Genomic DNA, 16,036 nt, shown 5'->3' with positions numbered 1-16,036 from the left:
GACGTTTCAAGAGACGCAAAATTTTGCGCCTCTACAGGTTATTTTTTAAAATGCTGTTGATAAGCGGCCTCATCAAAACCAAAGTACAGGAAACCACCATCCTCAATAACAGGTCGTTTAATCATGCTGGTTTTGGCTTGCAGTAATTGCAAAGCATCCTTATTGGTTTTAATGCTGTCTTTGGTGTCCTGGTCAAGATCACGCCAGGTTGTGCCTTTTTTATTTAAAAACACCTCGTAGCCTGCTTTGGTATCCCACTCCTGCAGTTTTTCAGGACTTACGCCTAATTTTTTAAAGTCGTGAAACTCATACATGACCTGGTTAGCCTTAAACCAGTCTAATGCTTTTTTAACTGTGTTGCAATTGGTAATTCCGTATACTTTCATACGGTAAATTTACGAGTTAATTATTAGTAGATTACAATGGAGTTGTAATCTATAAGCGTAAGAGCTGAAGTAGAAGATTTGAATAGAGGGATGCTAATTATTATCAAAATCGTCTGTTTTGACCGGTCTTGATAAATTGCTAACCTCGCCTAAACTTATTGAAGTTAAATAAACATCTTGAAATCCCAATACCTTAAGGTACTCATGCCAAAAATCTTTCTGCAAGCTATTTACAACAGCACGGGCGTTCGTGGTGTGTTGTATTATTTCGGCAAGCATAAACTTGCGAGTAACCATATTCTCTTTATCATTTTTATTGATGGTTAAAAATGTGTCAATCGGTTCACAGTGAACAAATCCAAAACATAATCCATGCACCAAAAAGTTACGGGCTTCGGCTAAAACTTTTATCTCTTTATAAATGTCTTTCCATTTGTTTTTTAAACTTTCTGTTACAGACGGTATATGAAAGTGAATATAAGTATCTAGCTTTTCGACCTTTTTAAAAGTATCGAAGTTAGCTGCTATTGTAACACTTAAACTGAAGAGACCGTTATGTGCGTGAGATTGCTGAGCACTTAAAAACTTACTTAAATGCATTTCCAAGCCGGAATATACGACAATAAATTCGCCGATTGCTTCGTAATATGCTTTTGTAACTTTGTTTATTTCCATTACTAAGCTCACTTATTAAACTTCGTCATCGTTAACTCCGTCCCAATCGTCGCGAAGCTTTTTATCATATCGATAGACCGGTCTATTAGTGCAGGCAGTTCGGGCTGCTCATCGGTATCAAATCCGCTTAAAACATAATCAACCTGGCGGCCTTTGGGATAGTTATCGCCAACGCCAAAACGCAGGCGGGCATAATCGTTATTGCCTAAGGTAGCTTCAATATGTTTCAAGCCGTTATGGCCGGCGGCGCTGCCTTTGGGTTTAAGGCGCAGGGTACCTAATGGCAGTGCGATATCATCAACCAACACCAACACATTTTCCACGGGGATCTTTAATTCCTTCATCCAATGGTTAAGTGCTTTGCCGCTAAGGTTCATGTAGGTAGTTGGTTTTATTAAATGCAGGGTGCGGCCCTTATGGCTAACTTCGGTATAATAAGCCAGGCGCATGTTGTGAAACTTTGCACCTTCCTGTTTGGCATATTCATCCAAAATCATAAAGCCTACGTTATGCCTTGTATCAGCATATTCAGGACCAATATTACCCAAACCTACTATCAGATATTTCATTCCACTGCTATTAACCGGCACGGGCCTGACTGCAGGCTTCGCCTTTTTAAAAAACTTACTAAAATAAGGTCGCATACGCCCCAGCGCCCTAAAGGGGGAGCTGATAAGCTGCGAAGATATAAAACAAAAACAGCGATGACAATGTCATCGCTGTTAGTTTCTCCTATTATTCCCCCTTCAGGGGGTTAGGGGCTTATTTTTTACCTGCTGCTGCTTCTTGCTCAGCCTGGCGTAATGCACGTGAAGTTGTAACAGAAACAATAGTATCTTCCTGAGAATTTAAGATTGTCAAATTAGGGATGCTGATTTCAGCAACTTTAACTGATTTACCTACTTCTAAAGCTTCAATGCTAACATCAATAAAGTCTAAATGATCTTTAGGGAATGCTTTGATTTTTAGCTTACGTAATTTTTGCACCAGTTTACCACCTGTTTTAACACCCGGCGAAGTACCAGTTAAACGTACAGGGATGTCGATAGCGATAGGTTTCTTTTGATCTAACAATAAAAAGTCTACGTGTATGATCTGCTCAGTTAATGGATGGAACTGCAGATCTTTAATAATAGCCTGTGATTTAACACCAGCAATGTCAAGGTCGATGAAATGAACAACCGGCGTATAAACTACGGCTTTCAAATCAGCTGCGGACACCGAAAAGTGGGTTTGTGTTGCACCACCGTAAAGCACTGCCGGTACCAAAGCCCGGTAACGCAGCTCTTTCGCGTCTCTTTTCCCTACGTTCTCTCTTGGAGAACCGCTAATAGCAATTGATTTCATTTTTAATTATTTATTTGTTTTTATTTAAAGCCCTGCATCGCGCAGGGATATTTTTAATCTACTTTAAAAAGCTGGCTTATTGAGCCATGCTCGTTTACATTCATTATTGCTTTGGCAAACAGGTCGGCGGTTGATAACACTGTTATCTTAGGGCTTTGCTGTTTAAGCGGTATAGTATTGGTAACTATCAGCTCGGCTAATGCAGAGTTTTCAATAGTTTCGTAAGCGTTGCCTGATAATACAGGGTGCGTACAAACCGCGCGTACACTGGCGGCACCTTTATCCATGATCAATTGCGCTGCTTTTGCCAATGTGCGGGCAGTATCGCAAATATCATCTATCAATACAATGTCCTGGCCGGTTACATCACCTATCAGGGTCATTGATTCAATTTCGTTGGCGCGTTTACGTTGCTTATCGCAAATTACCACCTCGGCGTTAAAGAACTTGGCAAAGCCACGTGCCCTGTATGATCCGCCCATATCCGGCGAAGCAATGGTTAGCTTTTTCAAACCCAGGCTTTTTATATAAGGCACAAAAATTATTGATCCATCCAGGTGATCTACCGGGATATCAAAAAATCCTTGTATCTGTGCTGCGTGCAGGTCCATGGTCATAATGCGGTCAATACCCGCGGCAACCAATAAATTTGCAACCAGCTTGGCGCCTATAGCAACGCGCGGGCGGTCTTTCCTGTCCTGCCTGGCCAAACCAAAATAAGGTATAACGGCGTTTACGTGATGGGCTGATGCACGGCGCGCGGCATCTATCATCATTAATAACTCCATTAAGTTATCGGTAGGCTGATGGGTAGAATTAACCAGGAACACATCACAACCACGTACAGACTCATTAAAGTGGGGCTGGAACTCGCCGTCGCTAAAGCGCGATAACGCTGACTGGCCCAACTCCTGCCCATACGCATCGGCAATTTTCTGCGCCAGATCTTTTGATCCGGAACCTGCAAATAATTTAACCGTGTTAAACTGTAAAGGCATGTTGCTGCTGTTGGCTATAAAAAACAATTTCGGATTTTGAATTTCCCCGGAATAAATCCCAAATTGAAAATCCGAAATCCGAAATTACTATTTTGTTGCCCGACCAGGATTCGAACCTAGACAAACGGTACCAAAAACCGTTGTACTACCATTATACTATCAGGCAATCTCCACCTCCGAAACATACATTCCGAAAAGGAATGCAAATATAAGACGAATTTTTCAACTTCAAAACCTAAATTTTAAAAAAAATAAGCCCCCTCTAAATCTCCCCCGGTAGGGGAGACTTTTACGTTCTGAATGATAGACTTTTAGGTTTGAATTTGAAGCCCTCCCTACCGGGGAGGGTTGGGAGGGGCTTGTAAATTATGTTAAAATATGCTAAATCATTACCTGTTTAGCTGCAACATCGGGTTAGTTTATTAATTTCGTTGCTTGAATAAACCATTACCCATTGTAATTTCTCAAAATGAAATATAATAAAATCAACAATCTGTTTGGCTGGCTGGCCTTTGTTATAGCATCGTTAACCTACATTTTAACGCTCGAGCCATCATCAAGTTTTTGGGATTGCGGCGAATTTATTGCCTGTATCTATCGCTTACAGGTGGCGCACCAGCCCGGCGCACCATTGTTTACCATGATAGGTAAAGCATTCTCGCTACTATCAATGGGCGATGTAACAAAAGTGGCTTACTGGACCAACATGGCATCGGCCATGGCAAGCAGTGTTACTATATTATTCCTGTTTTGGACCATTACCGCCCTTGCCAAAAAGATCCTGATTAAAAAAGAAGAGGACCTGCACCTCACCAATATCATATTGATTATAGGCGCCGGTTTAGTTGGATCGTTAGCTTATGCTTTCTCAGATACGTTCTGGTTTTCGGCTGTCGAGTCGGAAGTTTATGCGCAATCGTCCTTATGTACGGCCATTGTATTTTGGGCGATATTAAAATGGGATGCCCATGCCGACGAACCGGGTGCCGATAAATGGATCATTTTTATAGCCTACGTAATGGGCCTTTCCATAGGTATCCACTTATTAAATTTATTGGTTATACCGGCTATAGCGCTGGTTATTTATTTCCGAAAATCGCCAACGGCAAGTACCTGGGGTACCATTAAAGCCTTTTTGTTGGGTGTGGTAATTGTAGCCGCGGTGCTATGGGGCATTATTCAATACACAGTAAAAGGCGCCGCTTTCTCTGATCTGTTCTTTGTAAATACTTTAGGATTTGGATTTGGCAGTGGTGCAATTGCCTTCTTCCTGTTGCTTACCGCTACCATAGTATCGGGTATAATCTTTACCAAAAACGAGAACAAAACCGCGCTCATTGTAATGGTGGTATGTTTTGTTTTAACGCTTACCATCAGCGCCGGCATTTTAGGTTTGGTATTAGCCGTAGCTATTGTCGCCTTATTAGAGTACGTCGTTAAGATCCGCACAAAACGCTTTGCCTTAAACAGCTTTTTAGTATGCTTCGCGTTTATACTGTTTGGTTATAGCTCGTTTGTGATGATCGTTATCCGTGCTAAAGCAGGTACTAATTTAAATAACAGTAACCCGCAGGATGCCTTCGCGCTGAACGGTTACCTTAACCGCGACCAGTATGGCGACACACCGTTATTATACGGCCAGTTCTTCGACTCGAAAGCTACCGACCAAACCGAGGGTGCAACCTTGTATCGCCGCGGCGAAAAGAAATATGAAATTGCAGGTAAAAAGCTGACTACTATTTACGACCGCAACACCATCTTCCCGCGGATGTTTAGTGAGAAGGCAGGCCACGCCGATTTTTACAGAAGTTGGGTGGGGCTTGGCGAGGGCCAAAATCCAACCTTTGCCGATAACCTTAACTTCTTTTTTACCTGGCAGGTTAACCAAATGTATACCCGCTACTTTATGTGGAACTTTGCCGGCCGGGCTAACGAGGTTGACGGGCAGGAAAAAGGCATAAACGGCGACTGGATAAGCGGCTGGAACTTTAGCAAACAACTACCCTACTCGGTAACTAAAAGCAAGAGCTATAACCGCCTGTTCTTTTTACCGTTGATTTTGGGACTGATGGGGATCTACTTCCACTTTAAGCGTAACCAAAAAGACGCCGGTGTGGTGGGTGTGCTTTTCTTCTTTACAGGCATAGCCATATTATTATACCTTAACCAGGACCCGTTACAACCACGCGAGCGTGATTATGCGTATGCGGGTTCCTTCTATGCTTTTGCGATATGGATAGGTTTAGCGGTATTGTTTATTGCCGACCTGCTAAGAAGAAACAAAGAAAAAGCGGTGAACGCGGCTATACTGTCAACTGTGGTTTGTTTGGCTGTAGGGCCAATACTAATGGCTAACCAGGAGTGGGACGACCATAACCGGTCGACCAAGCTTACGCCGCATGATATGGCTTATAACTACTTAAACTCGTGCGCGCCAAATGCCATTTTATTTACTTATGGCGATAATGATACTTACCCGGTGTGGTACCTGCAGGAAGTTGAAAATGTACGCCCTGATGTGCGTATTGTAAACTTAAGTTTGTTAGGTACAGATTGGTATATCAAGCAAATGAAAACCAAAATGAACACGTCGGAACCGTTGCCTATTACTATGGCTAACAATAAGTTTAAAAACGGCACCCGCGATGTTATTTACTTTAATGACGCCAAACTTCCGGGCTATTCTGAATTGAAGGATGTGTTTGACTTTATGCTGTCGGACAATAAAGACGCGATGGCACAGTATGAGAATGGCGAATCTGTAAATTACCTGCCTACCAAAAATCTTAAAATAACAGTTAATGCCGATCAGGTAATAAAAACCGGGACATTGCCTGCCGATAAGCGCGACCAGATAGCACCCGAGGTTAATTTTACTTACCCGGGCCAGTTTGTTACTAAGGATAATTTGGCGTTGCTGGATATCCTGTCGCACAACAACTGGAAAAGACCTATTTACTTTACGGTTACCGTACCTTCTGAAAGCATGATAGGCTTGGGCAAATACATGTATAACGAAGGCTTTACTTATCATTTATTACCATTAAAACCCGATACTGCCGCCCAGCCACTGGAAAGCACCAACAGCATGGTAATGTACAATAACATGATGAATAAGTTTAAATATGGCAACATGAAAACGGCCAGTTACCTGGACCATGAATCGTTAACCATGTTTTACCCGTTAATCAGCCGTTTATATACTAACCTGGCCGAGAACCTGTATAAAGAAGGCCACGCCGACCTGGCTAAAAACGCTTTACGAAAATACAATGACGTAATGCCTGATATTATCCCGGCGCAGGAAGTTGCCGTAAGAAAGTATTATATGGCCGAACTGGCTTATCGCCTTGGTGAAACGGCCATGGCTAATAAAAACATAGCCCAGGTTGCAGATTATATAACCAACTCGCTTGATTATAATTACACGTTATTTAAAGATGGTAATACCAGCATGAACCGCGACGTTCAGTTTGGTATATCATTGTTAAACGGAATAGTAAACCTTACCAAAACTCATAACCCTGCAGTAAGTGCTGCGTACAAGGCTAAACTGGATGTATATGTTAAAGAGTATGGCGTTAATTTACAGCAGTAGGGATGGGATATAATTTTAGACAGAACCGGATCATTAAAAAAAACGTATGTAGTTAAAAAGTAATAGTTTAACGATTTTACTTGACGCAGTAAATTGATTACACTATTTTTGTTTGGAAATTAAAACTTAAATTAAATATATTATGCGTGGATTAGGCGGACCAGAGCTGATAGTTATACTCGTGGTGGTATTACTATTATTCGGCGGGAAAAAAATACCAGAGCTTATGAGTGGCCTGGGTAAAGGTGTTAAAGAGTTCAAAAATGCCAAAGACGGCAAGGACGAAGAAGACTCGAAAGTATAAAAAAAGGGCTTAGTATTAAACTGAGCCCTTTGCTTTTACGTTTATTTTATCCTTCTATCACCACCCCCATCGAGCAGAATTTGTCTATACGCTCGGTGACCAGTTCATCAACGTTACGGTCTTTTAATACTTTAAGTTCTTTTAGTAATTGTTTTTTAAGGATGGCAGCCATAGCTACCGGGTCCTGGTGTGCGCCGCCAAGTGGTTCTTTTATCACGCCATCAATCAGCTTGTTCTTGTACATTTCTGTCGAGGTAAGCTTCAGCATTTCGGCAGCACGTTCTTTTTGTTCCCAGGTTTTAAACAGGATGGTCGAGCAATTCTCGGGCGATATAACTGAATACCAGGAGTTATCCAGCATCAATACCCTATCGCCAATACCAATACCCAACGCACCACCCGACGCGCCTTCGCCAATAACCACGCAAATAACCGGGACTTTTAACACAGCCATCTCCAGCAAATTACGCGCGATGGCTTCGCCTTGTCCGCGCTCTTCAGCCTCCAGGCCGGGGAATGCTCCGGGAGTATCTATCAGGGTAACTACTGGTTTACCAAATTTCTCGGCAAGCTTCATCAGCCTTAAAGCCTTACGGTATCCTTCAGGATTAGCCATACCAAAATTGCGGTATTGGCGCTCCTTGGTGTTACGCCCTTTTTGGTGACCGATGAACATCACAGTTTCGCCGTTTAAGGTGCCAAAGCCGCCTATTATCGCTTTATCGTCGCCTACGGTACGGTCGCCATGCAATTCAATAAAATCATCACACATCAGCTCCAGGTACTGTAAAGTATATGGCCTTTCAGGGTGACGCGAGATCTGTACTTTTTGCCAACCGGTAAGGTTGCCGTATATTTCTTTCTTTGCTGCTTCTAATTTATTCTCCAGCTCGGTTAGTGTTGCAGACATATCTAACTTGTTCTTGTCTTCAACCTGTTTCACTTTTTCAATCTGGTGAAGCAACTCAGCCAATGGTTTTTCAAAATCGAAACTAATCTTCATATCTTAAATAATGAGGGCGCTAAATTAAATAAATCAAACGGCATATTTATCAATTACGTTTTTGCAGGCTTTCGTATTTAACCATTTGCTGTTGCGACAATAGCTTTTGAGTTGACAAACAAGCATATAACATAGCATTCATCAGCTCGCCACGGTATGCGCCATAACGCCCCGTATAAAAAATAAGCTTACCATCATCCATCATATTATATTTAAATAAGCTGTCCAGCTTCTTTTCGGTATCAATAATTGAACCGCCAATTTGTAGCCTGCGCCGGCGCATATAAGTACTGGCTTCGGTTATTTTTTTTATTTGAATAGGGCTCAAATCAAGCTGGACACGCCATTTTAATACTTTATCAGGCATTGGATAATGATTCATTTCGGCCACCCGGGCCATATCTTCGTCAGCCTCGCCTTTTAAATAGGCTTGGTATTGCTGGTAGGTTAACGTGCGTACCGGCGAGCGTTTGCCCGCGGTATCAGGTGATTGTGCATAGGTTGACGCGCCGGTTAGCAGCAGCAAAAAAGTAAAAAGTTGTTTCATAAATAGTTGTTTCAATTGGTTAAAACCGCGCAAATTGTATGTGTTTGATTATCAATTAAATAATAGTAAATTACTCATATAGATGCTGACTAATAAGTTGTTTCATTTTGTTTCACCTAATTTTCACAGATAACTTATTTTCAGTCAGTTAATTCAAAATTCTGTTTCACTTGTTTCATCTGGTTCACATTTTCGTGAAACAAAACAGATAAACAGTTTCCACCTATTAAACGCTGTTATTGCCGCAAAGTTCAATTAATTTAATAATTTTCGAAGAGTAATCCTATAAGCAATGACCGTTACCGAAGTAATTGATCACCTTAGATAGCCACTCCCAACCCTCCCCGGAAGGGAGGGCTTTAGAAATTCATTATAAAAGTCTTCCCTATTAGGGAGATTTAGAGGGGGCTAATACAAAAAAATATATCTTTGCCCCTATTATGAGCAAGAATACCGACGAACTGTTTAAAAACGTTATAGCACACGCCAAAGAGTATGGCTTTGTTTTCCCGAGTAGTGAGATATATGATGGCCTGAGCGCCGTTTACGATTACGGCCAGTTTGGCTCGGAGTTGAAAAACAACCTAAAAACCTACTGGTGGAAAAGCATGGTGCAAATGCATGATAATATCGTTGGGATTGATTCGGCCATATTTATGCACCCCAAGATCTGGAAAGCCAGCGGCCACGTTGATGGCTTCAGCGACCCGATGATCGATAATAAAGATTCAAATAAACGCTACCGCGCAGATCAACTGCTGGAAGACCGCATAGCCAAACTTGACGAGGAAGGCAAGACCAGCGAAGCTGAAGAGCTGCAGATAGAAATGGACAATGCGCTAAAAGCTGAGAACCTGCCCCGCTTGCGCGAACTCATCATCGAACAAAATATAAAATGCCCTATCAGCGGCACTGCTAACTGGACGGAAGTACGCCAGTTTAACCTGATGTTCAGCACCCAGGTAGGCGCTATCGCCGATGAGTCGGACACGATATACCTTCGCCCGGAAACTGCACAAGGCATCTTTGTAAATTACCTGAACGTCCAAAAATCAGGCAGGATGAAAATCCCGTTTGGTATTGCGCAGATAGGCAAAGCGTTCCGTAATGAGGTTATTGCAAGGCAGTTCATCATCCGTATGCGCGAATTTGAACAGATGGAGATGCAATACTTTGTACGCCCCGGCACGCAGAAGGAATGGTTTGAAAAATGGAAAGAAACCCGCTTAAAATGGCACCTGGCTTTAGGTACCGACGCCGCAAAATACCGTTATCACGAACATACCAAGCTGGCACATTATGCCGATGCTGCTTATGATATTGAGTTTGATTTCCCGTTTGGGTTTAAAGAGGTGGAAGGTATCCACAGCCGTACCGATTTTGATTTGAGCCAGCACCAGCAGTTCTCGGGCAAAAAAATGCAATACTTCGACCCTGAGGTTGACCCGGCTACCGAAAAACCTTATGGCAACTATATCCCATACGTAATTGAAACATCGATTGGTTTGGACAGGATGTTCCTGTTAACCATGATCAACGCGTACGAGGAAGAAGACCTGAGCACCGACGAGAAACAGGACAGCCGCACCGTACTGCGCCTGCACCCTTGCCTGGCCCCGGTTAAAGCGGCTATATTCCCGTTAACTAAAAAAGACGGCCTGCCGGAAAAGGCCCGCGAGATAATGGATACCTTAAAACTTGACTTTAACCTGCAATACGAGGAAAAAGACGCCATAGGCAAACGCTACCGCCGCCAGGATGCTATTGGTACGCCGTTTTGTATTACGGTTGATCATCAGACTTTAGAGGATAATACCGTTACCATTCGCCATCGCGATAGCATGAAACAAGAACGTGTTGCCGCCGACCAGTTGGATAAGATAATTGGCGATTTGGTAAGCTGGAAGAATTTATTGAAATAACAGACACATACCATAAATTACAGCCCGCAAATTACAGCCCGCTAAAAAATATTTAGCGGGCTTTTTTGATATTTATTATTGTCGATATTTATTAAATAATAAGTTATACTTTTATTTTTTAATTAACTGTAGATCAATTCTATATTGAAACCTTATTTCGCTATACTTATTATTTTCAATCTGGCTGCGCCAAACGTGTTTGCAAAACAGCAAAACAGGTCAACAGATAGCCTTAAAAGCTTAATTGTTGCTTCTTTAAAAAACCAGGCCAGGCCAGACACCCTTACCATAAGCCGAATTAATAAATTAGCTAAAGGGTATTTTGCATCTTATCCGGACAGTGCATTGTATTACGGCGACCTGGAGATAAAGCTTTCCAAACAAATAAACTATAAAAAAGGCATAGCCGATGGCCTTAGCCATTTGGCCCACGTTAATACTTTCCGCGGCGATTATGCAACATCATCAAAAAATTATACCGCGGCGCTGCAACTATACCAGCAAATTGACAATGTGCATGGCATTTGTAGCAGTTACCAGGGATTAGGCTACGTACAGAATTATTTAGGTAATTATGATGCCGCTATAGGCTTATACAATAAATCGCTTGCCCTTATCCTTAAAGCTAATGATGAGGATAACGAAGCCAAGTGCTATAACCTGCTGGGGATAACCTACGATAGTAAAGGCGACTACTCTAAGGCGTTGGACTGTTATTTTAAATCGCTTTTTATTAATATCAAACGCAAGGATGAGCTTTCATCGGCCTATAAATATAACAACATAGGGCTTATCATGCAGCGGCTGGAGTTATATCCAAAAGCCATCAATTACTATAACCGTGCCCTGGCTATCTGGAAAAAACGGGACAACAAGCAAGGTATCAGTGGCGCATGCCAAAACATAGGCGAAACCTTATTGGCCCAACATAAACTACCCGAAGCGATAAAGTATTTGCGCAAGGCATCGGCTATTTTTCATCAGCTTGGCGATACCGACGGCATAAGCCTGGTGTATTATGACCTGGGCCTGTATAATTATTATACCAACCATACCGACTCGGCAGTATATTATCTTAACCTGGCATTAAGCACAGCTACCAAAAACAAAATATTGTTTAACCAAGCCAACGCCAATATCGGCCTGGCTGTGGTATATAACTTAGAGAAGAAATACCAGCAAGCTTATGATCATGCCCTACAGGCCCAAAACATCGGCGCTAAGCTAAACAGCCTGTCCATTAAAACCGATGCCGCTTTAGGGCTTAGCAAAGCACTGGCGGGTTTAAAACGTTTTGAAGAGGCCTACCATCAGTATGAATTATACTCGGCGTTAAAAAGCGATCTGAAGCACAACGAAAGCGTGCATAAAATAATGCTGTATAACCTGGAGCTCGACTTCGCCAAAAAACAAAAAGACCTTACCGCCAAACAACGCCAGAAAGAAAAACTCTACCAGCAAAAAATAGCCAAACAAACAACCGAGAACCTGGTATCAGCAGCCGTTATTCTAATTTTGGCCATAATAGCAGCGGTTTATTATGTTGCCAAAAGCAAACAACAAAAAATAAATGCCTTACTGGCGGCCCAGCAAGCTGACCTTAACACCCAGGCAACCAAACTAAACGAACTGAACATACTAAAGGACCGCCTGATAGGCGTACTGGCACACGACCTGCGGGCACCTATAAGCACGCTGAGGGGATTATTTAACCTGATGATTGATACCAGCATCAGCACCGAGGAGTTTATTGCCATGACGCCCAGGGTATTTCATACGCTGGAGCATACGTCAGACTTTTTGGATACCCTGCTGTTCTGGATAAACAGCCAGGTAGACCTGGCCGAAGACCGGACCACCAATTTCGGGTTGATTGACATTGTAAACCGCGAGTTGCTGCATCTGGAAGATAAACTGAAGCAAAAAAACATTACCATTAAAATAAACGTAGCTGTTAATACCGTGGCACATGCCGACCCGAATTCGGTGCGCATTGTGGTGCATAATTTTTTAACCAATGCCATTAAATTCTCAAACCGCGACGGCATTATAGAGATCTTGGCCTGGCTGGAGGGCGATGAGGGTGTGGTATTTTGCTTAAAGGACTACGGCGTGGGCATGACCACCGAGTATTTAAACACCCTGTTTAAAAGCCAGGTAACCAGCGCCACCGGCACCGAAAACGAAAGCGGCACCGGCATGGGCCTGTTGTTCTGTAAAGACCTGATAGAAAAACAAAAAGGAAAAATCTGGGCTAAAAGTAACTTGGGCGCGGGTACCGAACTTTGCTTTATGCTGCCGGCTGGTCATACAACCCCAGCCTAATTTAAAACAATTAGGGCTATTATGTTATTTGTCTGGTAACTTTATATATCATGGCAGCCAAAGAATATCCCTTCTATTTGAAAACCACCGTAATACTATTCGGACTAGTTTTGATGGTTTACGTGTTTGCGCAATTGGAGGATATATTGGTACCTTTAGCCTTCGCGGCATTTTTGTCGGTATTGCTTAACCCCCTGGCAAACCGGTTCGAGAGCCGCGGCATTCCCAAGATCTACGCCATTTGCTTGGCTATGCTGATAGCCTTTATAGTTGTGGCGGCGATATTTTATTTCCTATCCACCCAAATCATCCAGTTTGGCGACTCGCTGCCTACGCTCAAGCAAAAGTTTGCCGAGATGTCTGTCGACCTTAAAAACTGGGTAGCCGTTACTTTTGGGCTGGCCGTAAAAAAGCAGGACCAAATGATAAAAGATTTGCTTGGCGGCAGCCAGGCCATGGTAGGCCAAACCGTAGGCTCGCTGTTTGGTACGCTGGGCATCATCCTGTTGCTACCCGTGTATATATTTTTAATGCTGTTGTATAAAACGCTTATCCTTAATTTCCTGTACGAAGTATTCTCAGAAGAAAATCAAAAAAAGTTGAGCGAGGTTTTAAAAGAAACCAAAACCGCTATACAAAGCTATATTGTAGGGCTGCTTATCGAAATGATGATCGTAGCTGCCATGAACTCGGCCGCCCTGTTATTGTTAGGGGTAAAATACGGAATATTAATAGGCTGCATAGGTGCAATACTAAACCTTATACCCTACCTGGGCGGCATAATAGCCATAGCGCTGCCCGTTATAATGGCTACCATAACCAAGGACGGCTACAGCACGCAGCTGCTGGTAATATTAGCCTATGCGGTTATCCAGTTTATTGATAATAATATTTTGGTGCCGCGCATCGTATCATCCAAGGTACAGATCAACGCGCTGGTATCCATCGTAGTGGTATTGATGGGCAACGCACTGTGGGGTATATCAGGCATGTTTTTGTCCATCCCATTCATTGCTGTGCTAAAAATCATTTTCGACCGTATTGATAACCTTAAACCCTGGGGTAAAATATTAGGCGACAACATACCCACCAAACACATGGGCCAGGTATGGAGCAGGCGGCGCAAAGAAGCCGTTGGCGTAAAGTAGGTTGAGGGGATCAAAACAACAAAGCCAGGCACGGGCCGTGCTATTCTCATCCGTCTAAATGCGGATGCAGAGTTAAATGAAGCGGCAAAAACTCATAACCCACCACTCATAACTCATAACTAAATAGAGGACATAAAAAAAGCCCCGAATATTCGGGGCTTTTTTTGTTTATGTTATTTGGGATATCCCGGGTTTTGTGTTAGGGCTGTATTGGTTTTCAGCTCTGTAGACGGTATCGGGTAAAGCCTTCTTGTTACATCCTTATTCATTGTCAGCACATCGTTTGGTAACGGATATTCAATTTCAAACTGGCCGAATCTGATAAGGTCATTCCGGCGCCAGCCCTCCCACGATAGTTCGCGGGCACGCTCATCTAACAACACTGCCAGGTCAACGCTGCCTGCTGCTTGCGCACCTACACGACTACGTAATTTATTAACCAGTATCAACGGTGTTTCTAATACGCCGTTAACGGTAGTTGGTGCAGCGCCGCGTAAAATAGCTTCGGCTTTCATTAAATAGATGTCGGCTAACCTAAATACCGGCATATCATTACCGTTTAAACGGGTAGCCGTTGTTATAGTAGGGTCGGGATAATATTTTATCGAACGTATGCCGGTTGCCTGGCTGGCCTGTGTATTGCCTAAATCCATCGGTTTTGGCGGTACCAGGGTCAACGTCGCGGTTATAACAATTTGGTTTGTGGTGCCTGGGTAATAAGCCGGCTGCGTGGTAAAACCGCCTGCTCCATCAGGTACATACTGCGGGCCAACCAACCAGGTTTTGGTACGGAAGTCGTTAGGTATGTTAAAGCGGTTATAAAACTCAGGTGTAGTACTCATGGCTATACTCAGGTTTGGAGCTCCAAGTCCGTAAGCCAGGTATAGCGCCGGGTAAAAACCAAACCGGGTAAACTGGTTAGTACCTATTTGCTGATCGTAAGGAACGGCAAATATGGTCTCGTTTATCTGCGGGCCGTTATTTGCTAAAAATATATCACGATACTTAGCATCCAGGCTGTAGTTAGTGTTTTTCTCCACACTATCAGCCATGGCAACAACTTCAGTACTACGGTCGGCACCGCCGGTGTAAACCTGGTTATTTAAATACAGTTTAGCCAGTAATGAAAATGCCATCTCCCGGGTAGGGCGGCCATACTGTAGCGTATTAGTTGCCGCGTTGCTTGATTTCCGGGGCAGGTTAGGATATATCGCTTTCAGCTCTGTTTCAATAAAGGCGGCTACTTTAGCACGTTGCTCGGTAGCGGGTAGGCCGTTTACCGGGAACGTGGTAATGATAGGCACATTACCATACAGGTCCATCATAAAGAAATAATATAACGCGCGCATGGCCCTGATCTCGGCAGCGTAAGCTGTTTTAACAGACTCGGGCGAGTTGGCCGCATTAACGATAGTTAACAAACGGTTACAGGTATTGATACCGCTAAAACCCCATTGCCAAACCCCTATAACGTTAGGGTGATCAAATGTCCAGGTATGGTAATGCAGCTGGCGATATTGCCCGCCATCATCATAGTTGCCATCACGTGCCGGCAAAATAGCCTCGTCGGTTGCTAACTCCTGCATACGCCAGTAAGGTACACCGTAGTTTGATGAAAGGTTGGAATACATGGTACCCAGCAAAGCTGTATAATCAGCCGTGGTTTTTGGAAAGTTAGCTTGTACATACTGTGATTCTACAGGCACATCTAACTTGGTGCATGAGCCTATGGTGGCTAAGGCTGCACATCCCGCTAAAAATGAATATATCTTTTTCATATTAT

The 16,036-nt window shown here is 43.1% G+C and carries 13 protein-coding genes and 1 tRNA gene; 5 read left to right on the top strand and 9 right to left on the bottom strand.

What is annotated here, in order from left to right:
• Nucleotides 1–38: 38 nt before the first annotated feature.
• From ABIB50_RS25010 to ABIB50_RS24985, 6 genes are all read right to left on the bottom strand, one after another.
• A complete protein-coding gene (locus ABIB50_RS25010) occupies nt 39–386 on the bottom strand; it encodes a Spx/MgsR family RNA polymerase-binding regulatory protein (RefSeq protein WP_429384393.1) in 348 nt (115 codons plus the stop codon).
• 93 nt (nt 387–479) lie between these two features.
• Entirely contained in the window at nt 480–1,061 is a 582-nt protein-coding gene (locus tag ABIB50_RS25005) for a hypothetical protein (protein WP_429384391.1), read from the bottom strand.
• Nucleotides 1,062–1,069: 8 nt separating this feature from the next.
• Nucleotides 1,070–1,630 carry an aminoacyl-tRNA hydrolase gene (pth, locus tag ABIB50_RS25000; RefSeq protein ID WP_429384389.1) on the bottom strand — a complete coding sequence of 187 codons (561 nt, stop codon included), beginning with the start codon at nt 1,628–1,630 and terminating at the stop codon, nt 1,070–1,072.
• Between the two features lie 193 nt (nt 1,631–1,823).
• Nucleotides 1,824–2,408 (bottom strand): 50S ribosomal protein L25/general stress protein Ctc, encoded by a 585-nt coding sequence (locus tag ABIB50_RS24995; RefSeq protein ID WP_429384386.1) that lies wholly within the window; start codon nt 2,406–2,408, stop codon nt 1,824–1,826.
• A gap of 53 nt (nt 2,409–2,461) precedes the next feature.
• The gene (locus ABIB50_RS24990; protein WP_429384385.1) at nt 2,462–3,406 is read right to left on the bottom strand and encodes a ribose-phosphate pyrophosphokinase; all 945 of its coding nucleotides are present in this window, start codon (nt 3,404–3,406) and stop codon (nt 2,462–2,464) included.
• 95 nt (nt 3,407–3,501) lie between these two features.
• Nucleotides 3,502–3,572: transfer RNA gene (locus ABIB50_RS24985), tRNA-Gln, on the bottom strand.
• A 303-nt stretch (nt 3,573–3,875) separates the two neighbouring features.
• Between ABIB50_RS24985 and ABIB50_RS24980 the strand changes: the two genes are divergently transcribed.
• Both ABIB50_RS24980 and tatA read left to right on the top strand, forming a co-directional pair.
• Nucleotides 3,876–7,004 (top strand): protein O-mannosyl-transferase family, encoded by a 3,129-nt coding sequence (locus ABIB50_RS24980; RefSeq protein WP_429384382.1) that lies wholly within the window; start codon nt 3,876–3,878, stop codon nt 7,002–7,004.
• A gap of 142 nt (nt 7,005–7,146) precedes the next feature.
• Nucleotides 7,147–7,308 (top strand): twin-arginine translocase TatA/TatE family subunit, encoded by a 162-nt coding sequence (tatA, locus tag ABIB50_RS24975; protein ID WP_429384380.1) that lies wholly within the window; start codon nt 7,147–7,149, stop codon nt 7,306–7,308.
• Nucleotides 7,309–7,354: 46 nt separating this feature from the next.
• Here tatA and ABIB50_RS24970 read toward each other — a convergent pair whose 3' ends face one another.
• Nucleotides 7,355–8,311, bottom strand: a complete 957-nt coding sequence (locus ABIB50_RS24970) for an acetyl-CoA carboxylase carboxyltransferase subunit alpha (protein ID WP_429384378.1) — start codon at nt 8,309–8,311, stop codon at nt 7,355–7,357.
• 49 nt (nt 8,312–8,360) lie between these two features.
• Nucleotides 8,361–8,858 (bottom strand): hypothetical protein, encoded by a 498-nt coding sequence (locus tag ABIB50_RS24965; protein ID WP_429384376.1) that lies wholly within the window; start codon nt 8,856–8,858, stop codon nt 8,361–8,363.
• Between the two features lie 440 nt (nt 8,859–9,298).
• Here ABIB50_RS24965 and ABIB50_RS24960 point away from each other — a divergent pair, with 440 nt between their 5' ends.
• The 3 genes from ABIB50_RS24960 to ABIB50_RS24950 all read left to right on the top strand — a co-directional run bounded on the left by ABIB50_RS24960 (nt 9,299) and on the right by ABIB50_RS24950 (nt 14,253).
• Nucleotides 9,299–10,780 (top strand): glycine--tRNA ligase, encoded by a 1,482-nt coding sequence (locus ABIB50_RS24960; protein ID WP_429384374.1) that lies wholly within the window; start codon nt 9,299–9,301, stop codon nt 10,778–10,780.
• 144 nt (nt 10,781–10,924) lie between these two features.
• Complete coding sequence (locus tag ABIB50_RS24955; protein WP_429384372.1) at nt 10,925–13,105, top strand: tetratricopeptide repeat-containing sensor histidine kinase; 2,181 nt, start codon at nt 10,925–10,927, stop codon at nt 13,103–13,105.
• A gap of 50 nt (nt 13,106–13,155) precedes the next feature.
• Complete coding sequence (locus ABIB50_RS24950; protein WP_429384369.1) at nt 13,156–14,253, top strand: AI-2E family transporter; 1,098 nt, start codon at nt 13,156–13,158, stop codon at nt 14,251–14,253.
• Between the two features lie 173 nt (nt 14,254–14,426).
• Here ABIB50_RS24950 and ABIB50_RS24945 read toward each other — a convergent pair whose 3' ends face one another.
• A complete protein-coding gene (locus tag ABIB50_RS24945) occupies nt 14,427–16,031 on the bottom strand; it encodes a RagB/SusD family nutrient uptake outer membrane protein (RefSeq protein WP_429384366.1) in 1,605 nt (534 codons plus the stop codon).
• Nucleotides 16,032–16,036 lie beyond the last annotated feature (5 nt).

It is taken from the genome of Mucilaginibacter sp. UYCu711 (assembly GCF_050433825.1).
Lineage (GTDB): Bacteria > Bacteroidota > Bacteroidia > Sphingobacteriales > Sphingobacteriaceae > Mucilaginibacter.
This window is presented reverse-complemented; position numbering and strand designations above follow the sequence as displayed.